The 24637-nt window shown below is 48.9% G+C and carries 22 protein-coding genes and 1 other RNA gene; 7 read left to right on the top strand and 16 right to left on the bottom strand.

Going from position 1 to position 24637, the window contains the following annotated elements:
- Positions 1-145 precede the first annotated feature (145 nt).
- From kbaY to kbaZ, 8 genes are all read right to left on the bottom strand, one after another.
- Complete coding sequence (gene kbaY / locus BGE37_RS02010; protein ID WP_000022773.1) at positions 146-1006, bottom strand: tagatose-bisphosphate aldolase subunit KbaY; 861 nt, start codon at positions 1004-1006, stop codon at positions 146-148.
- A 12-nt stretch (positions 1007-1018) separates the two neighbouring features.
- Complete coding sequence (locus BGE37_RS02005; RefSeq protein WP_105287723.1) at positions 1019-2173, bottom strand: AgaS family sugar isomerase; 1155 nt, start codon at positions 2171-2173, stop codon at positions 1019-1021.
- Positions 2174-2523: 350 nt separating this feature from the next.
- A complete protein-coding gene (nagA, locus tag BGE37_RS02000; protein WP_105287722.1) occupies positions 2524-3657 on the bottom strand; it encodes an N-acetylglucosamine-6-phosphate deacetylase in 1134 nt (377 codons plus the stop codon).
- Positions 3654-4088, bottom strand: a complete 435-nt coding sequence (gene agaF / locus BGE37_RS01995; protein WP_000948819.1) for a PTS galactosamine/N-acetylgalactosamine transporter subunit IIA — start codon at positions 4086-4088, stop codon at positions 3654-3656. The genes nagA and agaF overlap by 4 nt, the downstream gene beginning before the upstream one ends.
- A 17-nt stretch (positions 4089-4105) precedes the next feature.
- Positions 4106-4984, bottom strand: coding sequence for a PTS N-acetylgalactosamine transporter subunit IID (agaE, locus tag BGE37_RS01990; RefSeq protein ID WP_001295548.1), 879 nt, complete (start codon positions 4982-4984; stop codon positions 4106-4108).
- Complete coding sequence (gene agaW, locus BGE37_RS01985) at positions 4974-5753, bottom strand: PTS N-acetylgalactosamine transporter subunit IIC (protein ID WP_000406214.1); 780 nt, start codon at positions 5751-5753, stop codon at positions 4974-4976. The genes agaE and agaW overlap by 11 nt, the downstream gene beginning before the upstream one ends.
- Positions 5754-5763: 10 nt before the next feature.
- Positions 5764-6237, bottom strand: a complete 474-nt coding sequence (gene agaV, locus BGE37_RS01980; RefSeq protein WP_001295547.1) for a PTS N-acetylgalactosamine transporter subunit IIB — start codon at positions 6235-6237, stop codon at positions 5764-5766.
- A gap of 22 nt (positions 6238-6259) precedes the next feature.
- Positions 6260-7540 (bottom strand): tagatose-bisphosphate aldolase subunit KbaZ, encoded by a 1281-nt coding sequence (gene kbaZ, locus BGE37_RS01975; RefSeq protein WP_032303875.1) that lies wholly within the window; start codon positions 7538-7540, stop codon positions 6260-6262.
- A 248-nt stretch (positions 7541-7788) separates the two neighbouring features.
- Here kbaZ and agaR (BGE37_RS01965) point away from each other — a divergent pair, with 248 nt between their 5' ends.
- Both agaR (BGE37_RS01965) and agaR (BGE37_RS01960) read left to right on the top strand, forming a co-directional pair.
- Positions 7789-8598 carry an aga operon transcriptional regulator AgaR gene (agaR, locus tag BGE37_RS01965; RefSeq protein ID WP_000072187.1) on the top strand — a complete coding sequence of 270 codons (810 nt, stop codon included), beginning with the start codon at positions 7789-7791 and terminating at the stop codon, positions 8596-8598.
- 532 nt (positions 8599-9130) lie between these two features.
- Positions 9131-9901 (top strand): transcriptional repressor AgaR, encoded by a 771-nt coding sequence (gene agaR / locus BGE37_RS01960; protein WP_105287720.1) that lies wholly within the window; start codon positions 9131-9133, stop codon positions 9899-9901.
- A 44-nt stretch (positions 9902-9945) separates the two neighbouring features.
- Here the strand turns inward: agaR (BGE37_RS01960) and BGE37_RS01955 are convergent, their stop codons facing one another.
- The 7 genes from BGE37_RS01955 to garD form a co-directional block, all read right to left on the bottom strand.
- On the bottom strand, positions 9946-10857 hold the full coding sequence (locus BGE37_RS01955; RefSeq protein WP_105287719.1) for an ROK family protein: 912 nt from the start codon (positions 10855-10857) through the stop codon (positions 9946-9948).
- A gap of 18 nt (positions 10858-10875) precedes the next feature.
- Positions 10876-12132, bottom strand: coding sequence for a Gfo/Idh/MocA family protein (locus tag BGE37_RS01950; RefSeq protein ID WP_105287718.1), 1257 nt, complete (start codon positions 12130-12132; stop codon positions 10876-10878).
- Between the two features lie 42 nt (positions 12133-12174).
- On the bottom strand, positions 12175-12933 hold the full coding sequence (chbG, locus tag BGE37_RS01945; RefSeq protein ID WP_105287717.1) for a chitin disaccharide deacetylase: 759 nt from the start codon (positions 12931-12933) through the stop codon (positions 12175-12177).
- Positions 12934-12945: 12 nt separating this feature from the next.
- The gene (locus BGE37_RS01940) at positions 12946-14298 is read right to left on the bottom strand and encodes a 6-phospho-beta-glucosidase (protein ID WP_105287716.1); all 1353 of its coding nucleotides are present in this window, start codon (positions 14296-14298) and stop codon (positions 12946-12948) included.
- A 77-nt stretch (positions 14299-14375) separates the two neighbouring features.
- Entirely contained in the window at positions 14376-15737 is a 1362-nt protein-coding gene (gene chbC / locus BGE37_RS01935) for a PTS N,N'-diacetylchitobiose transporter subunit IIC (protein WP_105287715.1), read from the bottom strand.
- Positions 15738-15806: 69 nt separating this feature from the next.
- Positions 15807-16124, bottom strand: a complete 318-nt coding sequence (locus BGE37_RS01930; RefSeq protein ID WP_105287744.1) for a PTS sugar transporter subunit IIB — start codon at positions 16122-16124, stop codon at positions 15807-15809.
- A 433-nt stretch (positions 16125-16557) separates the two neighbouring features.
- Complete coding sequence (gene garD, locus BGE37_RS01925; protein WP_001273739.1) at positions 16558-18129, bottom strand: galactarate dehydratase; 1572 nt, start codon at positions 18127-18129, stop codon at positions 16558-16560.
- A 374-nt stretch (positions 18130-18503) separates the two neighbouring features.
- On the opposite strand from garD, the gene garP reads away from it, so the two are divergent.
- From garP to rnpB, 5 genes are all read left to right on the top strand, one after another.
- On the top strand, positions 18504-19838 hold the full coding sequence (gene garP, locus BGE37_RS01920; protein WP_000599651.1) for a galactarate/glucarate/glycerate transporter GarP: 1335 nt from the start codon (positions 18504-18506) through the stop codon (positions 19836-19838).
- A 15-nt stretch (positions 19839-19853) separates the two neighbouring features.
- Positions 19854-20624: a 2-dehydro-3-deoxyglucarate aldolase gene (gene garL, locus BGE37_RS01915; RefSeq protein WP_001058227.1), complete on the top strand. Its 771-nt coding sequence runs from the start codon at positions 19854-19856 to the stop codon at positions 20622-20624.
- Positions 20625-20653: 29 nt separating this feature from the next.
- A complete protein-coding gene (garR, locus tag BGE37_RS01910; RefSeq protein WP_001303675.1) occupies positions 20654-21544 on the top strand; it encodes a 2-hydroxy-3-oxopropionate reductase in 891 nt (296 codons plus the stop codon).
- A gap of 96 nt (positions 21545-21640) precedes the next feature.
- The gene (garK, locus tag BGE37_RS01905; RefSeq protein WP_001352915.1) at positions 21641-22786 is read left to right on the top strand and encodes a glycerate 2-kinase; all 1146 of its coding nucleotides are present in this window, start codon (positions 21641-21643) and stop codon (positions 22784-22786) included.
- Positions 22787-22818: 32 nt separating this feature from the next.
- An RNA gene (gene rnpB, locus BGE37_RS01900) (RNase P RNA component class A) lies at positions 22819-23195 on the top strand.
- A 272-nt stretch (positions 23196-23467) separates the two neighbouring features.
- On the opposite strand, the gene BGE37_RS01895 is transcribed toward rnpB, so the two are convergent.
- The gene (locus BGE37_RS01895; RefSeq protein ID WP_105287714.1) at positions 23468-24637 is read right to left on the bottom strand and encodes a hypothetical protein; all 1170 of its coding nucleotides are present in this window, start codon (positions 24635-24637) and stop codon (positions 23468-23470) included.

The raw sequence follows: 24637 nt of genomic DNA, 5'->3' as shown, positions 1-24637 counted from the left end.
TTGAATAATATAATTTTTTTAAATATATTATTGTTGCGATATTTTACTGATGTATTTATTAAGGTTTAGTTATCTCCTTTACCATTAAGGCACTCCCCGATATTAATCGGGAAGTACATTGGGATAAATCATAAAAAACTAATGATTATGCTGAAATTCGATTCGCTGAACCACAGACATTAATTTTATTTCTGACAACTTCTTTCATCGCATCCATACCGACGCGCATATAATAACGAGGATCATTACCCTGCGGATTTTCCGCAAACCAGGCTTTAACCGCGCCAGCGAAAGCTATTTTTAATTCTGTGGCAACGTTTACTTTTGTGACGCCAAGTTCAATAGTGCGGCGGACAAATTCATCTGGAACATCGCTGGCACCATGCAGCACCAGAGGAACATCCACCACTTCACGAATTTCCGCCAGCCGCTGGAAATCAATCTTCGGCGTTTTGCTGTATAAGCCGTGCGCCGTACCAATCGCTACCGCCAGGCTGTCGACGCCAGTCAGTTCGACAAAGCGTTTAGCTTCTTGTGGATCGGTCAGGAATGCACTTTCGGCGTCAACGCTCATGTCATCTTCAACACCGCCCAGGCGGCCCAGTTCTGCTTCCACGCTGCAATCCTGTGAGTGGCAGAAGTCGACAACCGATTTCACCAGCTTCACGTTCTCGTCAAATGGGAAGTGGCTGCCGTCGATCATCGCACTGCGCACGCCTGCGTGGACTTTACGGCGAATATCATCCAGCGATTCGTGGTGGTCGAGATGCAGCGCCAGTGGCATGTTGTAGGTTGTGGAATAGGCACTACACAGGGCGTAGATCTCTTCCAGCGCGATATGTTTAAAGGTCCCCGGCGTCCCGGCGAGGATCACCGGCGATCGCATTTCACTGCACACTTCGAGGATCGCCTGGATCGTCTCGGCGTTATGAATGTTAAAAGCAGGCACCGCGTAGCCATTGGCCTGGGCGTCCTGTAACAGATATTTGGTGGAGATAATACTCATAATGCGATCCTCTTATGCCTGCCACGGATGAATGATTACGCCTTGCACCACGCGGTTAACGGTGCCGCTGGCTGATGGGGTATCCGGCGTATTGCCCATATGCAGCGACTGCATCAGTGCAAACGTCTGGGCGTACATCAGGAAGCAAAATGCCTGCTCAACGTCGATAAAGTGACGTGACGGCGGCAGGATGATATGTGGACCGGCGGTAATAACGTCGTTGCCTTCCGCGGCGATGGCGATTACGCGCATTGCCTGGTTGTCACGGCGGAGTTCTGCCAGCAGATCAAGATCATACTGACGCGTATAGGGGTGGCTGGAGACAAACACCACCACCAGCGTTTCGTTATCGACCAGCGATTTCGGGCCATGACGGAATCCGGTCGGGGAATCATAAAAGGCCGCCAGTTTACCCGCCGTCAGTTCCAGTACTTTCAGCGCCGACTCGCGTGCTGCGCCCTGTAAGCCACCGCTGCCGAGATAAACGATCCGTTTCCACGGTGCGTAACCAAACACACCTTCGCTGAAATCGCCCAGTGAGGTCAGGATCGCCTGGCAACGATCCGCTACGTCGCGGAAGGTCTGGCTATTGATTGTCTCAGGTGCGAAAACCGCGAGGCAGCTGGCCATCATAGTGGTAATGCTGCTTGTCATTGCAAAGCCGCGATCGTGCGTTTCTGCGGGCATCAGCAGGGCAAACGCGTTGTCGCTGTTGATCGCGTTTTGGTAAAGAGCGCCCGCTTCGTTGCAGGTGATCGGCAGGTGATAGCATTCCGGTACAAACTGATTCGCCAGTTCCACGGCGGCGACGCTTTCCGGGCTGTTGCCAGATCGACCGAAGGAGATCAACAGCAGTGGATGAGCTGGATTCAGGTAGTCCATCGGATTAGTGACCAGATCGGTGGTCGGTACGGCGCTGAAGTTTTTACCGGTATGGCTGGCGAGCCACGGCGCGATGATATCACCGATAAATGCCGAGGTTCCGGCTCCGGTCAGGATGATCCGCAGATTCTCTTTGCGCAGTAACGGTTCAAGGAAGTTATTGAGCGCGGAACGTAGCGCGTCGATGTTGGTGAGTGAACGGATCCATGCGCGAGGCTGATGGCGGATCTCTTCTTCAGTCCATGTGCCGGTGGTGGCGGCCGCTGGGGTGTAATTTTCTGGCATAACTCAATCCTTAGTCTGATGAACTTGACTTCCGGCATTGCAGGCTTCGCTTGCCTTTCGTTTCATTTCACTTGGTGATTCGTTTCGTTGATTAAAATCTATAGAAAAGAAATCGAAAGTTCAATGGAGAAAAAAGAAATAAAACGAAATTTGTGATCGTTGAAAGAAAAGACAAGGGAAGATTAAAGGATTGCGTGATAACGTCGCTATGTGTACCGATTGCTGGAAGCGGCGTACCGTAGAGCGGATAAGACGCGCCAGCGTCGCATTCGACACCACTGCACAGATTAAAACGAAAGAAAAAGAAAGGCCTTACGGGGGAAGTGAAGGCCCAATAAAGGAGCAAACCATCAAAACGAAGCTAATTGACCCTGAATCCAGATTTGTTGCACATGCAGTCCGCTATTCAGCGCAACGACGCTGGCGCGTTTGCCCGGTTTAAGTGATCCCAGAACACCATCAACACCCAGCATACGCGCCGGATGCAGCGATGCCATATGGATGGCTTCCGCAGGCGTTACGCCCGTCAACTCGACCATGTTGCGCACTGCCGCATCGACAGACAGCGTACTGCCCGCCAGCCCACCGGACGCGGTACGGACAACGCCACCGTGCATCTGCACTTCTTCACCACATAACGTATAGCGACCATCCGGCATCCCGGCTGCCTGCATCGCGTCGGTGATGAGCACGATTCTCTCTTTCGCACAGCAACAACACAGCGACATCGCCGCCGGATGAACATGATGCCCATCGGCTATCAGTTCCAGCCAGGCGCGCTTGTCCGTTAAACCCGCGCCAACCATTCCCGGTTCGCGGTGATGTAATCCTGTCATCCCGTTATAGCAATGCACCAGGCCGTCTGCGCCAGCATCAAATGCGGCGCGGGTTTGTTGCCAGGTTGCTGCGCTATGTCCCAGCATTACCCGCACGTTCTGCTGTTTAAGATGACGAATGGCTTGTAACGCGCCCGTTTTTTCCGGTGCCAGCGCCACCACGCGCAAGGTATGCCGTGAAACAGCAATCAATTGATCCAGCTCGGCAATTTCCAGCTCGCGAAACAGCTCCGGCGGATGTGCGCCTTTATTCTGCGGCGTGAAGTACGGCCCTTCGAGATAACTCCCCAGCACTTGCGCACCAGGTCCACCGCGCTGGCAGCGTAGCGCAATACGTTCCAGCGCCGCATGAATGGTATTAAGCGGCGCGGTTACGGTAGTCGGCAACCAACTGCCGACACCTTCCCGTGCCTTGTGCATTGCCAGCTTGTCGAGCGCATCCGGCGCGTCATCCATAACATCAACGCCCGCACCACCGTGTACATGGGTATCGATATAAGCGGGGCAGAGCAGTTCCGCATCGCGTTCAGTCACGCCCACTGGAATCGGTTCGATTGCTGCGATTACACCGTCAGCAATACACAACTGATGGTCATCGAGCCATCCCTCTTCAGTCAGCAGCCTTCTGGCGCGCAGAACGTGTGTCATATTCCTTCCTCGACCGGACATTCTTCATGGCAGCGGCCTAACTCGTCTACCAGACTGGTCAGCCCACGGTGTCCACACTCCAGCGCCTGCACACGGAATTCTTCACCGCTTAACCCTTCGCGCTCCAGCACCATTTCCAGTAACAGTTGCAAATTGGTGCCGGTGATCACTTCATAGCCCGGTTTTTGCATCGCCAGCGTTGAAGCCACGCGAAACGGTGTGCCGCCCAGCAAATCTGTCAGAAAAACAATGCCGTCTTCACAATCCAGTTTGGCAATGGCTTCTTCAAGCTGCGATGTAAGCAGCGCAGTGCTTGAGGTTTCCGGAAAATCAATGGCGATAAACTGCGACTGCTCGCCGAGGATTTGCTTCATTGCTTTTTCCATGCCGCTGGCAAATCCGCCATGCCCTGTCAAAATAATACTTAACATCTAATACCTCATTGTATTTAAAGGAAATGACAGAATTTACCGACGATGCCAAGAACCACGGTAACCGCAATCAGGCGCAGCGGACTCCAGCCGCGGCGTACCAGCCAGAACATGGTCAGGGTGTAGACCAGCGGTAAGAAGGCAGGCATCAGTTTGTCGATAACGTCAGCCTGCAGCTTAACCACTGCATCGCCCGCCGTGATTTCCAGCGTGGTGCTTAAACGAACATAGGTTGCCACCAGCGCGCCGATCACCGTCATCCCAACGATAGACGCTGCATGGCCGACTTTTTTGGTATTCGCTTTAATGAGTGGGATCGCCGCCACGCCCATGCGGTAAGCATAATGCGCCAGACCAAAACGCAGCCCCAGGTGTACCACGTTAAACAGCACAATAAACACGACTGCGCCAAGAATAGAGCCTTGCAATGCCAGACTGGCACCAATCCCGCCACAAATCGGCAGTAACGTTAGCCAGAACATGGCATCGCCAATCCCACCGAGCGGCGCACCGACGGCAATTTTGGTGCTCTGAATACTGTTAACGTCCTGCTTAGAACGCTCCATCGCGAGGATAATGCCAATAACAAACGTCACCAGAAACGGATGGGTATTGAAGAAACCCATATGCCCCTTCATGGCGCGCGCCAGGTCGCGTTTATTAGTGTGGATCTTTTTCAGAGCAGGCAGCAGACCGTACAACCAGCCGGAAGCCTGCATACGTTCGTAGTTAAAAGACGCTTGTAACAGCATGGAACGCCAGGCGACGCGGTTGATATCTTTTTTTGTTAGCTCCGCGCCAATGCTCTGATCTTCATACACGTTTTCATTGACGCCTGTCAGTAGTGTTTCTTCGTTTTCACTGACGTTCGGCAGGGTAGTTTGATTAGATGCCATCTTCAAATTCCTCTTTCTGTGCCGCAGGTTGAGTCGGTTCAGGAGATTTACGCAGCAGGTCGATCAGCGCCATCGCCAGCGCGGCGGCAGCAATAGCCAGCACCGGTAACTTGAGCCAGGCGGCGGCAACGAAGCCCAGGATGAAGTAGGGGATATAGACGTTTTTCATCATGATTTTCAGCAGCACGGCAAAACCGATTGCTGGCATGATGCCGCCCGCGACGCCAAGGCCGTCGATTAACCGTTGCGGCAGGACATCAATGATGGTTTTTGCATGCTCCGCGCCGAAGTAGATAGGCAGGAAAGCGCAGAGAAAATAGAACGTGCCGAGTGCCAGCAATGCCAGATAGTTCACGCGTTCAATGCCGCGAGTATCGGCGTTCTCCGCCATCCGGTCGCAGCGGGACATCACGCCAGACATCACCGAGAACAGGAAGGTAATCCCCATCTGTACTGCGACAGCGAAAGGTACGGCGACACCGACCGCGACATCCGGTTTCACGCCAGTAGTAATGGCAAACGCCGTGCCGACGATAGTTCCGATAATCACGTTAGGCGGCTGTGCGCCCGCCAGCGGTGCCAGCCCCATCCACACCAGTTCCAGCGTACCGCCGGTTAAAATACCGGTATGCAGATCGCCAAGCACCAACCCAACTAACGGGCCGAGGACCACCGGGCGGTGCATATGGGTTAGGCCGTTAAACATATCCAGGCCAGCGATAAAGGCGATAATGCCCAACGCAAATGCCTGCAACAGACTGATTTCCATGATGAATCCCTCAAAGTAATTTAAAGAGGTCCACAGCAGGCTCTGTCGGGACGCCCTGAACGAAGCATTCCACCCCAGCGGCTTTCAGGTCGTTAAATGCTGCGATATCGCCCGCATCCACAGAAACCGTTTTGGCGATTTGTTGCTTGCCATTGGCGTAGTGCATATTGCCAACGTTAATGCGATTCACCGGAACGCCACCTTTCACCAGCGTCAGGAAATCGGCAGGTGTTTTACAAACCAGCAGGATTTTCTGTCGATCGGCGGCGCGATGAATGTTGTCGATCACTTTTTGCAGCGTCCAGAAACGTACGGCGATCCCTTCTGCCAGCACCATTTCCATCAGGTTTTGTTGTACCGGATCTTCGGCAACCTCATCATTGGCTACCAGCACCAGATTTGCCCCCGCAAATCCGACCCACTGAACGCCGACCTGACCGTGAATCAAGCGTTCATCAATCCGGCTTAAAACAATATTTGGCATAGCGTGTTCCTCTTTGTTTTGCTTATTGGCCTTCACAGGCTGTGTGGTACTGCGCCAGGATGTCCTGAATATGGTTGATAATGAGTTCCCGTGGCGTTGGCTGCAGCTCGCCGGAGCGAACTTTCACGTATTGCAGCGGCAGGTACTGACTGATGAGCGGCAGCGGAATTGGCGCATCCGCCAGGTTACGAACCAGATGAGCGAAAGCGTCATCAATCTGGCTGTCCGGCCAGTAATAGCGCACGCGATCCGAGTAGCTATAACCACGCGCCAGACGACGCGCGTTGCCGTCACCGTGGTAGTGGCTTTGCCAGTATTCCGGGCGGTCGAGCATCACGTTTTCCAGCACCTGACGCAGACCGGAACAGGCTTTTGCTGGCACCAGTTCTTCTTCAATCGCCGCCAGAGAGAACAGAGCTTCACGCAGGGCGAAGGTCAGCGCTGGGCCAACTTTCAGAATGGCAAAGTGGTCAATCACCAGCTGGCGCAGCGATTGCGGCGTTTGGTAATCGGTAGAGTGCGCTTCGAAAATCAGCGTTTCGTAGTTTTCGACCATCTGGCTTAAGGCGGTCGCTTTAGCTGGCTGATAATCAATAACGTTGGTGTGATCGAATTCGACGCCGGGTTGTACCACCAGAGCAATGATGCGTGGCCAGATGGCATTCAGACCTTGCTTTTCAAAGGCGTGACGATGGGCTTCCAGCGTGGCGCGGGCGGCATCCGGCGTAGTGACCGCCAGCTCGCTTAAGGTTTCATGCGCGCCGCCAGGTACCGGCACTTCGGTACCAATGACATACACCAGATCGGCTTCGCCAAAGTGTTCACGGCAGGTTTCTTCCGCGACTTTAGCCAGTCGGGCGGCGCGTTCAGCCACGATGTCATCGGTTAAGGGAACCGGATCGTCCTGACAGGACATGCTGCAATCAAGGTGAATTTTTTTGAATCCTGCCGCCACGTAGCTTTTAATCAAATCATCGGCATTGGCCATCGCCTGAGCTGCAGGCAGGTTTTGCCAGCGGTTTGGCCCCAGATGATCGCCACCCAGAATCAACGCGTCTTGTGGGAAATTCAATGAGTCGGCGAGCTGACAAACAAAGCCGCGAAAATCGGCGGGTGTCATTCCGGTATAACCACCGAACTGGTCCACCTGATTGGATGTCGCTTCAATCAGTAACGGTGTTTGGTTTACACTGGCGTAGCGGATTGCAGCTTCCAGCACCAGCGGGTGTGCGGAACAAACGGCATAAATCCCATTTGTTTTGCCCTCTTTGTGCTGCCTCACCATTTCTGTCAGATGTTTCACTTTCCTCTCCAGTTCAGATTGCTGCGATATTAATCTTTCGTTTTGTTTCAGTTGATACTGCGTCATGGTGAGATAAAAATAAAACGAAAGATAATAGTTTTCTGATCTGATTCACAAAAGAAACATAATGAAAGTCACTGAAACGAGAGTAGCTTGCGTCAATGGGCAAGGTGGGCTTGCATTTGCTCAATAGAAAGGCGTAAATAGGCAAAACGAAATGAAACGAAAGTTTTACGAAAGGACTTACTATGAGTAATACCGACGCTTCAGGCGAGAAGCGAGTGACAGGCACCAGCGAGCGACGAGAACAAATCATTCAGCGCCTGCGACAGCAAGGGAGTGTGCAGGTTAACGATCTGTCGGCATTGTATGGCGTATCTACTGTGACGATCCGCAACGATCTGGCTTTTCTGGAAAAGCAGGGGATCGCTGTGCGGGCCTATGGCGGCGCGTTGATCTGCGATAGCACGACGCCGTCAGTCGAGCCATCAGTGGAAGATAAAAGCGCGCTGAACACTGCGATGAAACGCAGCGTTGCGAAAGCTGCCGTTGAGTTGATTCAGCCAGGTCATCGGGTGATCCTCGATTCCGGGACCACCACGTTTGAGATTGCTCGTCTGATGCGCAAGCACACCGACGTAATTGCGATGACCAATGGTATGAACGTAGCCAATGCACTGCTGGAAGCAGAAGGCGTTGAACTTCTTATGACCGGCGGGCATCTGCGGCGTCAGTCGCAATCTTTTTACGGCGATCAGGCTGAACAATCGCTACAAAATTACCACTTTGATATGCTTTTTCTCGGCGTAGATGCGATCGATCTGGAGCGCGGCGTCAGCACGCATAATGAAGATGAAGCCCGTTTAAACCGTCGGATGTGCGAAGTTGCGGAACGGATCATTGTGGTCACCGATTCCAGTAAGTTCAACCGTTCCAGTTTACATAAGATCATTGATACTCAACGTATCGACATGATCATTGTTGATGAAGGCATTCCTGCGGATAGTCTGGAAGGCCTGCGAAAGGCTGGGGTTGAAGTGATTCTGGTCGGGGAGTGAGAAATGGCGCCCGTAGCTCAACACGGATGTGTTCGGCGGGCATTGTTCACTGACCTTTTACAGCCTGTTTTCTGCTCAAATTAGAAACTTCAGCAAAGGTAATGCAAATGCATTATTAACAGCAGAAAGCGCCAGAACCAACGAAAAAAGAGAGCATGTTTCCCATTTTGCGAGGCGCTTTCCAAATCACCCGCTCAGTCCCCTCGCGTTGCAGTGCTAAAAGCACTATTTTGCAAATTTGTGACCTTCTTCACTCTCCCAAAAGGCGGTGATCTCACGGTGGGGATCCACTTTCTGCTTTCGCTTTTCTGCCGTTAGCACTCGCTATTTCGGCATCTCTTCTTTTCACTTTTTCAGTTTGTCATTTTCATTTGCGGTCAACCGAAAGTTCTGGAGTCGATTTTTCCAGGTTTCAACGCCGTTGTCGCGTTCACAAATTCACTTCTTTTCTTCTGATGTAATGCATTCAAAAGAAAATGAAAGCTGCAAAATGCAAGAATGCAACGAAATACTTTTTCAGGGAGCGATAAACATGCTAGATAGCCTAAGACGCCGCGAACAAATCATTGATTTGTTATGTGCCCAGGGAAGCGTACGCGTTGAGCCGCTCAGCATCCATTTTGGTGTCTCATCGGTCACGATCCGCAATGACTTACGGTATCTGGAGCAAAAAGGTTGCGTCATGCGTTCCTATGGCGGTGCCGTGTTGAATCAACACTTTGCGCTCGACAGACCCTTGCAGGATAAAGATCGCCTTAATCGTGATGTTAAAGTGCGAATTGCCGAAAAAGCGGCCAGTTTTGTCAAAGATGGCGATACATTAATTATCGATTCTGGTTCAACGACCACGCTAATTCCCGCTTCGCTCAAAGGGCGTCGGGATTTAGTCGTCATGACGAATGCCTTGAATATCGCCTGGGAAATGGCCAGTTTTGAACGGGTGGATGTTATGATCCTTGGTGGAAATGTTCGCCAGAGCGTCTACTCCCTGTATGGGCCTTCGGCAGAACAACAACTCCGGCAGTATCGCTTTGATAAGCTGTTTTTGGGCGTGGACGGCTTTTGCCTTGAAGCAGGGATTACCACACCACATCCGGGTGAGGCACATCTGAACCAGGTGATGTGCCAGGTTGCGCAGGAAATTACTGTTGTCGCGGACTCCAGTAAATTTGGCCGCAAAAGCTTCTGTATGATCGGTGAAGTGAGCGAGATAGATCGACTGATTACCGATAGCGGTATTCCGGAGAATTACAAAGCAGCATTAACGCAAATGGGTGTGGAAGTTGTGATTGCTGATGAGTGAGAAAATGTGGCTGGAGATAAACGTCGCCAGCCACATTACGTTATTCAGGTTGCAAGTTCGATTTGCAGCAACGCCGCGCCTCGTACACCGCTCGTTGCTCCGTGAATCGCAGAAAATACGCGCGCAGGTTCCAGTCCAGGAAGAAGATAACGCGTCATAGCTTTCGGCAATAACGTGTAAATTTCTTTGAAGTTAGACACACCGCCGCCAAGAACAAATGCATCTACGTCGAGAATATGCTGCAACTGTGCCAGCGTACAACCAACCATATCTATCCAGGCGCTAATGGTGGTGATGGCACTGGGAACGCCACGTTGATGATTTTCTAACAATGTCTCCATAGTGATTTGCTCACCGCTGAAATGCTTATGTAACCAGAGCAAGCCAGGACCGGACTGGTAGCGTTCCAGGCACCCTTGCAAACCGCAGCCGCATTGTAATTCAGGCAGGTTATAGCGCCGCGTAAATGTCGCCGGGAGCGGTAAATGGCCAAACTCGCAGGCCATACGGTTACGGCCACGGTACAACTGGCCATCAATAACTAATCCCCCGCCCATACCCGTGCCGATAATCGCGCCAAAGATCCGACTATATTGACGAGCTTGATCGGTATGCGCTTCTGATAGGGCGAAGCAGCAGCAGTCATTATCCATTATTACCGGGCGGTTAAGGCGATTTGCCAGATCGGTTAACACCTGGCGTCCGGTCAGGCAGGGAACGTTAGAAGACAACAGTTTACCGGTGTGCCGATCCATAACGCCGGGCATCCCGATACCTATTTTGCCTTGCGTACCCGTGGCCCAGTCAGCGGTATCAATCAGAGACACAAATGTGGATAGAAAAAGCGCGTAATCCTGAACAGGCGTAGCTACCCGCTTGCGCCAGCAAATTTGTAAATCCTGATCAAAGGCGACTATCTCTGTTTTGGTTCCACCAATATCAACACCGTAAAACATCGCTCATCTCCTTTGGTTTCACAGCACAACCAGGGTATTTTCCTTGCGAGCGCGTTCGGCGGCAAAGACCATTAAATGACTTTCGAGCGATTCATCTGGTCCTGAAAGGATCATCGCTCGATCGTCAGCCATCACGGCATGGATAAAGCTGTCCATCAGATAGTAATCACCACCACCGTGCCCTCCCATTTGGGTGTGAGTGCCTGCGTTTTTCTCTTCAACGGTGTAAATAGTTTCCTGGTCGGTGAGAAAATCAAAACACCGAATGGTGTTGCCATCGCCTTCCAGATAACCTTTCGAACCGAAAACTCGGGTTTTGCGATCCTCCATTTTCGTAAAGGCTGTCATTGTAAAAGTGACGCTCTGCTGATGCGCAAACTGCATGTTTACCACTTGATGATCAACAACATCGTTATCGCAGCAATAAACACAGCGACCATAGGGGCCGTCACGCAGGGCCTGACGAATATTCTCTTCAGTAGGATTTGGTGTTAACACGTGGCGAAAGTGAAACGTACATTTATGGGCTTCGCCAGCATAAATTTTGCATGCGGACCACGGGCAGGTCGCTTCTGCCTGGCAATCGAGACAGCGTTCGGCTGCGCCTTCAGGTTGGTTTTGTTTTACAAAATGGTTGAGCCCGCCAAATGAGCTAACGGTTTTACAGTTGTCTCCCATGATGTAGCGGATCCAGTCCAGATCGTGGCAGGACTTTTGTAACAACATAAATGATGATTCAGCCTCGTTGCGCCAGTTACCACGCACAAAAGAGTGTGCCTGGTGCCAGTAACCGACGGGTTCGAGATGCTGCATACTGATAATGTCGCCAATGATGCCGCTGTCGAGTAAGGATTTGAGTTTTTGTGTATATCGGGTGTAACGAAGAACGTGTGCGACGGCTAATAAGACATTATTGCGTTTGACGGCATCAATGATAATGCGGCAATCGTGCTCTGTTGGCGCGAGCGGTTTTTCCAACAGAATGTGATAACCGAGATCGGCAAAAGCGACGGCCGGATCTCTATGCATATTGTCTTGCGTACAAATAAGTACAGCATCAGCCATTTTTGGCCGAGCAGCAGCCTCTTTCCAGTTGCTAAAAATATTATCTGTCGGGATCGTATGCCGGGACACAACTTGCTCGCGGTAAGCCTCTCTAGGTTCAGCAACACCTACCACTTGCATTCTGTCCGGATGCTCAAGGGCATAGCGGGAATATATTTCTCCACGTGCGCCTGCACCTATTACTAAAACAGTGACTTTATTTTTACTCATATAAAGAAATACCTTTCTGATAAATTCATCTTAATTGCTACGTTATAAATTACGAAAACTAACAAGATGAAATCCGTGTTTTTCAATCGCATATTTGAGTGACGGTGTAGTCAGAACCGTAAGTTCTTCCAGCCGTTGATAGCAGTAACTGCTCGACATTAAGTGGTTATCTACAAATCCAGGGTGACACATAATTTCCAGCGATTTTTCATCACGTTTTATGGCGCTATCGAGGAGTGATAAAAAAAAGTCTTCTGAAATATTATTATCGTAGAAATTACTGCTGAATCCCTCACTACTTTTGGCATCCAGCGAATCGATTTTTTTCTCTCGCAGGACAGAATGGTCTATACGTAATGGTAAATTTTTCTCACGCGCGAACCGCGCGACAACGGGATAAACCTGCGGGAGCATATGAACGCTGTGATGGCTGTCTAAATGGGTGGGCTCCCGTTTAAATACATCAATAAAACGTTGATATTGAGAATTCAGTTCCTGTTCAATTTCACCCGTGTTTAATTGCCCTTGCTCCGCGACATCCCAGATCCATTTACCTAATTGGCCTGCGCGTACCAGCGAAGGCATATCCGTTAAGGCAGCGCCATAGCTCAAAACAAAATGTAACCCGACGCCGAGCTGTGGGGTTTCGGCACTTAAAGAGGCAGCATGATCAATTGCCGGAGCATTCATCATCGCAGTTGTTGAGCGAACGACACCATTTCGTACTGCCTCGATAATTCCATAATTAATACCTTTACTTAGTCCAAAGTCATCCGCATTCACAATTAATAAGCGTTGCATAAGGCGTCCTTGTTATTGATGAGATTGGGTAAGTTCAGCAATGGTGCTGGAAAATTGAGGCAGATGTTTTTTATGGGCAATGATCAGTTCACGTACTAATTTTTCAGCGTCGTTATCCGAGGTCATTAGCGGGTTAAGGCACAGAGCCAGCAGCGTATCGTTATAGTTACCACTTATTGCCGCCCGGGCTGCCGCGATCTCAAAACATTTGATTGAATGAATGAGCCCCAGTACATTTTCGTCAAAATGAGTGAGACGCGGGTGGGGGGTAACACCGTTATTCCCCAGAATGCAGGTCATTTCAACGGTCCAGTCTTCAGGGATATTTTTTACACTGCCCTTGTGTGGAATATTAACGTAGTGTTCTGTTTGCGTGTCATTATAAATTGCATTAATAACGGCACAGGCTGCATCTGAATAATACGCACCACCACGCAGCTCCAGTTCTTCAGGTTTTGTATTTAGTTCTGGGTCCTTATACAGCTCAAATAATTTTTTCTCTAATGCCTGCACGACTTGTGCACGAACGCCATTTTTATAAAATTCCCCCATCTCAATAGCGAGCATTTCTTTATGTTTAAAATAGTAACGTAAGTAAGCACAGGGCAGGAGATTAAGTGCCCGAATTAAATTAGGATTGAAGGTTAAACTGTCAATATTTTTGACGGTACTTCCTTCAAGCAAACCTTCAACGACGCCATCGAGCAATTCAGCAAAACGTGATTGTCCATTGACCCATACGTCTTTAAGAAAGACCATATGATTTAAGCCAAATATGTCTATTGAAAGATCATCGTCCGCGCCAAGTTTTAGGGCATTGCAAACGAAGCTCTTCATCCCAATAGGGACATTACAGACACCGATAAAACGTTTAAATTGGGTATGGCGGTACACGGCTTCAGTAACCATCCCGGCAGGATTGGTAAAATTAATAATCCAGGCATCAGGGCAAAGTTCCTCAACATCTTTGATAATATCAAAAACTACTGGAATGGTTCGTAACCCGTTGAATAAACCGCCCGCGCCATTGGTTTCTTGCCCGAGATATCCCTGACTTAGTGGAATCAACTCATCCATTTCCCGAGCTTTTAATTGCCCGACCCGAAATTGTGTGGTGACAAAGTGCGCGCCCTGTAATGCAGCGCGACGGTCAAGTGTTTTCACTATTTTTAACGGAATGCCAGCTTTTATCACCATCCGCTGACAAAGGTCGAAAATAATGTCCAGCTTTTCTTTGCCTTCTTCAATATCAACTAACCATAATTCACTGACCGGTAATTCATCGTAGCGTTTTATGAATCCTTCAAGGAGTTCTGGTGTATAGCTACTGCCACCGCCAATAGTAACGATTTTTAAGTTTTTCATGTTACTTCCATACTCAATATTAAATTGACTTGTGATGCCATGGTTTTATCTAAACGCTGGCATGATGAAGTGTGCTATTAAAACTTTAATGCATTGGCAATGTCTTCTTCGCTTTCTTGTTTAATTATTTCAACTTGTGCTTTGTTTGAGATAATGACAAAGGGAAGATAAACCATTGTGGCAACACCTAAGTTAAAGAGCGCCAGGAGTAATCCAGCAATGCTACCATTCGAGCTAAAGAACGCATTGAGTCCAGGAGGCATGGTCCAGGGGGCAATATTTGTTGATGGCGGAATAATACCCATGTTATAGGCGATTAAGGTAATCCCGGCGAGAATAGGTTGAATCATCACAAACGGGATTAACATAATGGGGTTCATAATGATCGGCAAACCAAATAAAATAGGTTCGTTGATATTAAAGATACCAGAAGGTAACGCTAATTTAGCAACCTGACGATAATCTTCCCGGCGTGACGCAATGAAAATGGCGAAAATGAGTCCCAGCGTTGCCCCTGTTCCACCGAGGAACACGTAAGCGTCAAGCATTGGCCCGGTCCAGAAATGGAAGGTTTTTCCTGCTTCCAGTGCCGCTTGTACTGAACCATATTGTGTATAGGTGGCGATATTCTCCAGTCCCCACGGACCCAACGTGCTGCTTTGCAACGCGGTTAATACTAAGCCGCCGTGGATACCAAAGAACCATAACAGGGAATTAAAGACAACGAATGTCCAGCCAACAATACCGCTCATTGACGTTAATGGCGTAGCCAGTGAGGTGATAATGACCTGATGGAAATTGGTGCCATATATCGACAATATCCCAGACAAACTACCCATAATTAACAGGATGATAAACCCGGGCACCATTGCTGAGAATGAGCGTGATACTGCGGTCGGAACACTCGCGGGCAACCGAATCACCCAATTGCGGCGGATAATAAAAGCGAAAATTTCCGCTACAACTAATCCAATGATCATACCAGACAGAATATTGGCGCCGCCTAACCAGTTTGCACCAATGACATTAGCGGTTTCTCCTGCCTTGAAGGGGGTGACAGTCATAAACGCTGCGACAGAGAGTAAGCCAACGGATAACGAATCAACTTTCCGTTCTTCGGCCAACCCCATCCCAATAAAAAAGGGGGTCATGAGTGACATAATGCCCAGCGTGCCATGATAAGCACTGTCACCGACGACGGTGAAGGCGCTTAAGGTTTTTATGGTCGATGGTTCCAGTCGGACGCCTAATGAATAAAAAAAGGAGCCTTCGCCAAAATCTAAAAAAACGCTATTAATGAGGACAAATAACGTACCGGCTAACGTTAATGGCATCATACGGATAAAACCGTTTTTTATTGCATTGACGTGAGGTTGTTTCCCTAATTTAACTGCAAAAGGAAGAATGAGTTTTTCAAGTAACGCCATCACTCCGGGCATAAAAATATCCTTATATACCGATTAATGTATCACTGCGACTTTGGTTTTATTAATATCCTGTTGCTATGGTTACTTTTGCTCTTTTTTTATTATGGCGATAGCTGATTTTAGAACACCTAAGCCATCAATTTTTCCATATAACATTGAATCAATAACTTCCACTGGCTTTCCTGGTAATAAGCTTTGGATCTCTGATTGCATGTAAGCAATTTGAGGTCCCAATAATATAACATCGGCTTCCGGCCCTTTCTCTGCGGCAACAGATTCGGAGAATGCTTCGATAATTACTGGCACATCATATTTTATCGCCTGCACTTTCATTTTTGACACCAGCAGTGATGTTGACATTCCCGCTGAACAAAATAAGTATATTTTTTTCTTTTCCATAGGGACTCCAGATATATTACGTAATAATATATTTGTCATGCCATGAATGGCATATGAGGCGACTTTAATTAAAAAGGCACGGATGTTTATATTGATTTCCTGAATGTCGTCTTTTGGTATTAATCTCAAAAATTTCAGGAGCCATTGAATAATCTGGTTTATAGGATTGAATGTCAAGAGAGTGAAATTGTGGGCGTGTTGTAATAAAAATAGCACGGCTTTCGGTAGGTTTCTTTTTTAGCGGAATGAAAAGTACAGGCAAAATGGTAATTGAATAAATTAACGTTTTTTCAATAGATTACGTTTTTTTCTGCCTACAGGAATGAAAAAAACAACAATCTAAAAATACTTTAGATATGTGAGAGTTATCACTTACTTTTCGTGGGGAAAACGGGGAAACACAGTCTCCCCGTTTTCCGTTCATGCAAGGCCGTCAAGTCACCGGTGCCGGGTTAAACACCGCCAGCTGGTTATGCAGTCCCCATTGATCTGAGAAGGTTTTCTTCTTCCCGCTGGCGACGTCGAGAATAAAATGGAACAATTTCCAGCCCACCTCTTCAATAGTTTCTTCGCCGGTAGCGATGGTGCCCGCATTAATATCCATTAAATCAAACCAGCGGTTCGCCAGCTCGGTGCGGGTCGCCATTTTAATGACGGGTACCGCCATCAGGCCGTACGGCGTGCCGCGACCGGTCGTAAACACTTGCACGGTAATCCCTGATGCCACCTGTTGCGTGCCACAGACAAAATCGCTGGCTGGCGTCGCGGCGTAAATTAATCCGCGTTTAGTCGGGCGTTGACCGGGCGATAGCACTTCAACAATTGCGCTTTTACCCGATTTAGCAATGGAGCCGAGAGCCTTCTCCACTACGTTTGCCAGACCGCCTTTCTTGTTGCCCGGAGAAGGGTTGGCGCTGCGGTCGGTTTTTCCCATATTGAGATAGTTATCGTACCACTCCATCTCCTCCAGCAGCCGTTTGCCGACCTCTTCGTTCACTGCGCGTGGTGTCAGCAGATGGATCGCGTCACGCACTTCTGTGACTTCTGAAAACATCACCGTTGCGCCGCAGCGCACCAGTAGATCAGACGCATACCCAACCGCCGGGTTTGCCGTTACGCCAGAAAACGCATCGCTGCCACCGCACTGCATGCCGACAACCAGTTCTGAAGCCGGACAGGTTTCTCGCTGACGTTGATTCAGTTTTTGTAGATGGCGTTCGGCGACCTGCAAAATATCCTCGACCATGGACTGAAAACCGACATGCTTTTCATCCTGCAAACTGACAATGCTGGCGCTTTCTACTGGAATAGCTTGCACATCATCCGTTCCAGTCAGCAGGCGCTCAGGCTGCAACTTTTCACAACCCAGACCAATCACCATTACTTCGCCGCCAAAGTTAGGGTTCAGCGAAATATTGTGAATGGTACGAATAGGCACAACTGCCGCCGGTGCGTTAATCGCCACGCCACAACCGTACAAATGATTCAGCCCCACCACGCCATCGACGTTCGGGTATTTCGGTAGCAGATCGCGTTCAATGATTTTTACTACATAGTCCACCACGCCTGCCACACAGTGGACGCTGGTGGTGATGCCGAGCAGGTTTTTGGTGCCCACGCTGCCATCGGCATTGCGATAGCCCTCAAAGGTGTATCCTTCCAGTGGCGGTAAGGGGGCCGGGACTTTAGTTGCCAGTGGCAGCGTGTGTAACGGTGGCGCTTCCGGTAGTACAACCATTGATTCGTCGATCCAGCTTCCGCGTGGGATTGCGCGCACGGCGTAACCAATCACTTCACCATAACGAATAATTTCACCATTAGCCGGAATGTCCAGCAATGCGACTTTATGCCCCTGGGGAATATGTTCAATTAATTCCAGCCCATCCGGAAAACGCGTTCCTGCTTTCAGGCCATTATCATTAACAATAATTGCCACATTATCTGTGTCGTGAACTTTTATATAAAACGCAGTTGGCGTTTCTTGTCTGATTTCGATGTTGGCCATTGTGCAATATTCTCCAGCCAGGGGTTATTAAAATGAGGACCTGGTCTCATTTAAAAATAAATGACTTCATTGGGTGAAATAAGAATGTCAGGAGTTTAAACGCAGAAATGTGATCAATGTCAATCATTTCAGGGATTGCAGTGCCGCCCGGCAGGGTAAAGCGCAAATCTGTGCTTTAGCGCGCAACCTTATGTGCATATGCTCAAAATAATATTTAAATAGTAATAATTAAATTAGCATTTGCACAATGATTATTATTCTCTCGCTGCTTATACTAATTCCTGAGTTCATTGTCGTAACGGCATAAATTAAACTCATAAATAACACCTTCCCCATAATAATAAAAATCAGCATAAGTACCCGAGGTAAATAAAATGATTCTGGACACCGTTGACGTAAAAAAGAAAGGCGTGCATACCCGCTATTTAATATTACTGATTATTTTTATTGTTACCGCCGTTAACTACGCCGATCGTGCAACGCTGTCTATTGCTGGTACCGAAGTGGCAAAAGAGTTGCAGTTAAGTGCGGTTTCGATGGGTTACATCTTTTCTGCTTTTGGCTGGGCCTACTTGCTGATGCAAATCCCCGGCGGCTGGCTGCTTGATAAGTTTGGCTCGAAAAAAGTTTACACCTACAGCCTCTTTTTCTGGTCGCTATTCACCTTCCTGCAAGGCTTTGTTGATATGTTCCCGCTGGCCTGGGCAGGGATCTCCATGTTCTTTATGCGCTTTATGCTCGGCTTCTCGGAAGCGCCATCATTCCCGGCGAACGCCCGTATTGTCGCCGCCTGGTTCCCGACGAAAGAACGTGGTACTGCCTCCGCCATCTTTAACTCGGCGCAATATTTCTCGCTGGCGCTCTTTTCGCCTCTGCTTGGCTGGCTGACTTTCGCCTGGGGATGGGAGCACGTCTTTACCGTTATGGGGGTGATTGGTTTTGTGCTGACGGCGCTGTGGATCAAGTTGATTCATAACCCGACAGATCACCCACGTATGTCTGCGGAAGAGCTGAAGTTTATATCTGAAAATGGCGCGGTGGTCGATATGGACCACAAAAAGCCGGGCAGCGCGGCAGCAAGCGGTCCCAAACTGCATTACATCAAGCAATTGCTCTCTAACCGCATGATGTTGGGCGTATTTTTCGGACAATATTTTATCAACACCATCACCTGGTTCTTCCTCACCTGGTTCCCGATTTATCTGGTGCAGGAAAAAGGCATGTCGATTCTGAAAGTGGGTCTGGTCGCCTCGATTCCGGCACTGTGTGGTTTTGCGGGCGGCGTGCTGGGAGGTGTCTTCTCGGATTATCTGATCAAACGCGGTTTGTCCCTGACCCTGGCACGTAAGCTACCGATTGTGCTGGGAATGTTGCTGGCTTCCACCATCATATTATGTAACTACACCAACAACACCACGCTGGTGGTCATGCTGATGGCGCTGGCTTTTTTTGGCAAAGGATTTGGTGCTCTGGGCTGGCCGGTGATTTCTGACACCGCGCCGAAAGAGATTGTTGGCCTCTGCGGCGGCGTCTTTAACGTCTTTGGAAATGTTGCCTCCATTGTCACTCCACTGGTGATTGGCTACCTGGTAAGTGAACTGCACTCCTTCAATGCAGCACTGGTTTTCGTGGGATGTTCAGCGCTGATGGCGATGGTCTGCTACCTCTTCGTAGTTGGCGACATTAAACGTATGGAATTGCAGAAATAAGCAAAGGTATAAGCGATGAATAACGATGTTTTCCCGAATAAATTCAAAGCCGCACTGGCTGCGAAACAGGTACAAATTGGTTGCTGGTCAGCACTTTCTAATCCGATCAGTACAGAAGTTCTTGGTTTAGCTGGCTTTGACTGGCTGGTGCTGGATGGCGAACATGCGCCGAACGATATCTCCACGTTCATTCCGCAGTTAATGGCCCTGAAAGGCAGCGCCAGCGCGCCAGTAGTGCGAGTGCCGACCAACGAGCCGGTAATTATAAAGCGTCTTCTGGATATCGGTTTCTATAACTTCCTGATTCCTTTTGTAGAAACAAAAGAGGAAGCAGAGCAGGCGGTGGCATCAACCCGTTACCCACCGGAAGGCATTCGCGGCGTCTCCGTTTCTCACCGCGCCAATATGTTTGGCACCGTGGCGGATTATTTCGCTCAGTCGAACAAGAACATCACCATTCTGGTCCAGATAGAAAGTCAGCAGGGCGTAGATAACGTCGATGCCATTGCCGCTACCGAAGGTGTAGACGGTATCTTCGTCGGCCCCAGCGATCTGGCTGCGGCATTAGGCCATCTCGGCAATGCCTCGCACCCGGATGTACAAAAAGCAATCCAGCATATTTTTAACCGTGCCAGTGCGCACGGCAAACCCAGCGGTATCCTCGCGCCGGTCGAAGCCGATGCGCGTCGTTATCTGGAATGGGGCGCGACGTTTGTGGCTGTCGGCAGCGATCTCGGCGTCTTCCGCTCTGCCACTCAGAAACTGGCTGATACCTTTAAAAAATAACCACCACCGCAACAAGAGAGATGATTGATATGACTATGAAAGTTGGTTTTATTGGCCTGGGGATTATGGGTAAACCAATGAGTAAAAACCTTCTGAAAGCAGGTTACTCGCTGGTGGTTGCTGACCGTAACCCAGAAGCTATTGCTGACGTGATTGCTGCAGGTGCAGAAACAGCTTCTACGGCTAAAGCGATCGCTGAACAGTGCGACGTCATCATAACCATGCTGCCAAACTCCCCTCATGTGAAAGAGGTGGCGCTGGGTGAGAATGGCATTATTGAAGGCGCGAAGCCAGGTACGGTATTGATCGATATGAGTTCTATTGCACCGCTGGCAAGCCGTGAAATAAGCGAAGCGCTGAAAGCGAAAGGCATTGATATGCTGGACGCCCCGGTGAGCGGCGGTGAACCGAAAGCCATCGACGGTACGCTGTCAGTGATGGTGGGCGGCGACAAGGCTATTTTCGACAAATACTATGATTTGATGAAAGCGATGGCGGGTTCCGTGGTGCATACCGGGGAAATCGGTGCAGGTAACGTCACCAAACTGGCAAATCAGGTCATTGTGGCGCTGAATATTGCCGCGATGTCAGAAGCGTTAACGCTGGCAACCAAAGCGGGCGTTAACCCGGATCTGGTGTATCAGGCAATTCGCGGTGGACTGGCGGGCAGTACCGTGCTGGATGCCAAAGCGCCGATGGTGATGGACCGCAACTTCAAGCCGGGCTTCCGTATTGATCTGCATATTAAGGATCTGGCAAATGCGCTGGATACTTCCCACGGCGTCGGCGCGCAACTGCCGCTCACAGCTGCGGTTATGGAGATGATGCAGGCACTGCGTGCCGATGGTTTAGGAACGGCGGATCATAGCGCCCTGGCGTGCTACTACGAAAAACTGGCGAAAGTCGAAGTTACTCGCTAATGACGTCGTGCCCGGATGGCGTATTGCAATCCGGGCCTGGAATCCAGGCCGAATAAGAGAAACGCCCTCCGGCGTCATGTGGTAACAGGCATAGGTATGAAAATCGTAATCGCCCCAGACTCTTATAAAGAAAGTTTATCTGCCAGCGAGGTTGCGCAGGCGATAGAAAAAGGATTTCGGGAAATTTTTCCTGATGCACAGTATGTTTCCGTTCCGGTTGCCGACGGTGGTGAAGGAACGGTGGAAGCCATGATTGCAGCCACCCAGGGGGCTGAACGTCACGCCTGGGTTACAGGGCCGCTGGGCGAGAAAGTGAATGCCAGTTGGGGGATCTCCGGCGATGGCAAAACCGCGTTTATCGAAATGGCGGCGGCCAGTGGGCTGGAACTGGTACCTGCGGAAAAACGCGATCCACTTGTGACCACTTCACGCGGTACTGGCGAATTAATCCTGCAGGCGCTGGAGAGCGGCGCGACAAACATTATTATCGGCATTGGCGGCAGCGCCACCAACGACGGCGGCGCAGGCATGGTGCAGGCGCTGGGGGCGAAATTATGCGATGCCAACGGCAATGAAATTGGTTTTGGCGGCGGTAGCCTTAATACTCTGAATGATATTGATATTTCCGGCCTCGATCCGCGCTTAAAAGATTGTGCTATTCGCGTCGCTTGTGATGTCACCAATCCGCTGGTGGGCGATAACGGCGCATCGCGCATCTTTGGCCCACAAAAGGGAGCCAGTGAAGCGATGATTGTCGAGCTGGACAATAACCTCTCTCACTATGCCGATGTCATTAAAAAAGCGCTGCATGTTGATGTGAAAGATGTCCCCGGCGCAGGAGCTGCGGGCGGTATGGGCGCGGCGCTGATGGCGTTTCTTGGTGCGGAACTGAAAAGTGGTATTGAAATCGTCACGACGGCGCTGAATCTGGAGGAACATATTCACGATTGTACGCTGGTGATCACCGGTGAAGGGCGTATTGACAGCCAGAGTATACACGGCAAGGTTCCGATTGGCGTCGCAAACGTGGCGAAAAAGTACCATAAACCGGTGATTGGCATTGCGGGTAGCCTGACCAATGATGTTGGCGTTGTACATCAGCATGGCATTGATGCGGTCTTCAGCGTATTGACCAGTATTGGTACGTTGGATGAAGCATTCCGCGGGGCTTATGACAATATTTACCGTGCTTCACGTAATATCGCCGCGACACTGGCGATTGGAATGCGCAACGCGGGGTGACAAGGGCGCGCAAACCCTCTATACTGCGCGCCGAAGCTGACCAGACAGTCGCCGCTTCGTCGTCGTCCTCTTCGGGGGAGACGGGCGGAGGGGAGGAAAGTCCGGGCTCCATAGGGCAGGGTGCCAGGTAACGCCTGGGGGGGAAACCCACGACCAGTGCAACAGAGAGCAAACCGCCGATGGCCCGTGCAAGCGGGATCAGGTAAGGGTGAAAGGGTGCGGTAAGAGCGCACCGCGCGGCTGGTAACAGTCCGTGGCACGGTAAACTCCACCCGGAGCAAGGCCAAATAGGGGTTCATAAGGTACGGCCCGTACTGAACCCGGGTAGGCTGCTTGAGCCAGTGAGCGATTGCTGGCCTAGATGAATGACTGTCCACGACAGAACCCGGCTTATCGGTCAGTTTCACCTATTTTAACGAAAACCCGCCAGCGTAAACTGGCGGGTTTTTGCTTTTGAGGAGGGTGGTCGGAAAGATGAACGTCTTATCTGGCCTACAAAACAACGAAAATTCAATATATTGCACAGAGGCAATGTAGGCCTGATAAGCGTAGCGCCTCAGGCAATTTTGTGTTTATCATCAGTCTCGAACCTGCTTCGGCAAGCTTTTACTTTTGGTGCAGACGGAAAGATGAACGAATATCTAAGCTATTAATAATAGACTTTGCAAGAAATCATTACATTTATATTTCATTTAAAAGATCGTAATCATACGTATATTCTTTGCTAATAAAACGACACTCGTTGAAGCTAAATTTATCGTCTGAAAAGGAATTGTCAACAGAATCTCTCTCTTCCTCCAGGCTATTATCTGAAAGCAAGTCGTTTGAGTTAGTATAATCTAGGTTGTAATCGACAGTATAATTAATTTCTGGATCGGTTTGGTAATCATTTTTTTTGACGCAATCATATTCTTCAATAATTTTGTCGATATAATCATATGCTTTTTCTAATGAGAAGTTTTTCATCTCTGGTAATTTAACTTTGCTCAAATAATTATTAATTTTTGAGGAGTTTTTATATATGCTTTTTGTTAATTCTTTTTCTAATTTGTCTGTTATATTTGCTGTTGGTATGGATTTTATAATCGCATATCTCATGATTTTTAATTGATCTTCGGTTAAATCTCCAAGCTCATTTAAACAACTTTCGACAAAGTTGATTTTTTCTCTGGAATAATCATCGCTGATACTTGTTAACGCTGGGGTGATTTTTAATAAAGAATTCCATGAGATAGTACCATTGTGTGTCGAACGCATAAAATTTATATTGTACATATTGGTTTTAGTAAACTTTGTTGCAAACAATGTAAAGGGATCTAAAGTCGCGTAAGCCATATGTTTATTTGAAAAATCATAACCAGTTAAATCGACGTTATGCAAGTCCAGATAGGATAAATCTATTACGTCGCCTGCTCCAGAGCTAAAGATTACATTTAATCTTCTGATTTCATTGTAAATTTTATTTAATGAACAATTTGTGTTCATGATGTCTGCTGAAATTTTTATGTTATTTAACGGTTCACAAATTATAAGCTCGCAGGTATTGTCTGATCGTTGCGTTATTTGGGCATTATAACCTAAAAAGTCTATGCGAAGAGACGAGTCATTATAAATTATTACATTTTTTAAGTATGCTAATTCTTGTTGAAAATCACCATCGATAATACATGTCCCACCAGGTTGCAACGCGCTGATTAACGTGAGCATTTGATTAGAAGTCTGTTTTAGTTTTACTACACCTGGTGCTAGTGCTTTGAGGTCATTTATTATGGGGGTTTCAGGAATGTCATTCATTTTTATACATACTAAATTATTACCTAAGTCATTACCTATTGATGAAACCGGGAACAT

Source organism: Escherichia sp. MOD1-EC6300, assembly GCF_002965045.1.
GTDB lineage: Bacteria > Pseudomonadota > Gammaproteobacteria > Enterobacterales > Enterobacteriaceae > Escherichia > Escherichia coli_F.
The sequence above is the reverse complement of the archived record's forward strand: the minus strand, read 5'-3'. Positions and strand labels throughout refer to the sequence as shown.

Bases quoted from the DNA above. Each gene is read 5' to 3' on its own strand.
- agaV (WP_001295547.1), bottom strand. From the start codon at position 6,237: ATGCCAAATATTGTTTTAAGCCGGATTGATGAACGCTTGATTCACGGT.
- agaW (WP_000406214.1), bottom strand. From the start codon at position 5,753: ATGGAAATCAGTCTGTTGCAGGCATTTGCGTTGGGCATTATCGCCTTT.
- chbG (WP_105287717.1), bottom strand. From the start codon at position 12,933: ATGCAACGCTTATTAATTGTGAATGCGGATGACTTTGGACTAAGTAAA.
- BGE37_RS01895 (WP_105287714.1), bottom strand. From the start codon at position 24,637: ATGTTCCCGGTTTCATCAATAGGTAATGACTTAGGTAATAATTTAGTA.
- BGE37_RS01930 (WP_105287744.1), bottom strand. From the start codon at position 16,124: ATGGAAAAGAAAAAAATATACTTATTTTGTTCAGCGGGAATGTCAACA.
- agaR (WP_000072187.1), top strand. From the start codon at position 7,789: ATGAGTAATACCGACGCTTCAGGCGAGAAGCGAGTGACAGGCACCAGC.
- garP (WP_000599651.1), top strand. From the start codon at position 18,504: ATGATTCTGGACACCGTTGACGTAAAAAAGAAAGGCGTGCATACCCGC.
- BGE37_RS01940 (WP_105287716.1), bottom strand. From the start codon at position 14,298: ATGAAAAACTTAAAAATCGTTACTATTGGCGGTGGCAGTAGCTATACA.
- agaR (WP_105287720.1), top strand. From the start codon at position 9,131: ATGCTAGATAGCCTAAGACGCCGCGAACAAATCATTGATTTGTTATGT.
- garK (WP_001352915.1), top strand. From the start codon at position 21,641: ATGAAAATCGTAATCGCCCCAGACTCTTATAAAGAAAGTTTATCTGCC.
- kbaY (WP_000022773.1), bottom strand. From the start codon at position 1,006: ATGAGTATTATCTCCACCAAATATCTGTTACAGGACGCCCAGGCCAAT.
- agaE (WP_001295548.1), bottom strand. From the start codon at position 4,984: ATGGCATCTAATCAAACTACCCTGCCGAACGTCAGTGAAAACGAAGAA.
- agaF (WP_000948819.1), bottom strand. From the start codon at position 4,088: ATGTTAAGTATTATTTTGACAGGGCATGGCGGATTTGCCAGCGGCATG.
- garD (WP_001273739.1), bottom strand. From the start codon at position 18,129: ATGGCCAACATCGAAATCAGACAAGAAACGCCAACTGCGTTTTATATA.
- garR (WP_001303675.1), top strand. From the start codon at position 20,654: ATGACTATGAAAGTTGGTTTTATTGGCCTGGGGATTATGGGTAAACCA.
- garL (WP_001058227.1), top strand. From the start codon at position 19,854: ATGAATAACGATGTTTTCCCGAATAAATTCAAAGCCGCACTGGCTGCG.
- BGE37_RS02005 (WP_105287723.1), bottom strand. From the start codon at position 2,173: ATGCCAGAAAATTACACCCCAGCGGCCGCCACCACCGGCACATGGACT.
- nagA (WP_105287722.1), bottom strand. From the start codon at position 3,657: ATGACACACGTTCTGCGCGCCAGAAGGCTGCTGACTGAAGAGGGATGG.
- BGE37_RS01955 (WP_105287719.1), bottom strand. From the start codon at position 10,857: ATGTTTTACGGTGTTGATATTGGTGGAACCAAAACAGAGATAGTCGCC.
- chbC (WP_105287715.1), bottom strand. From the start codon at position 15,737: ATGCCCGGAGTGATGGCGTTACTTGAAAAACTCATTCTTCCTTTTGCA.
- BGE37_RS01950 (WP_105287718.1), bottom strand. From the start codon at position 12,132: ATGAGTAAAAATAAAGTCACTGTTTTAGTAATAGGTGCAGGCGCACGT.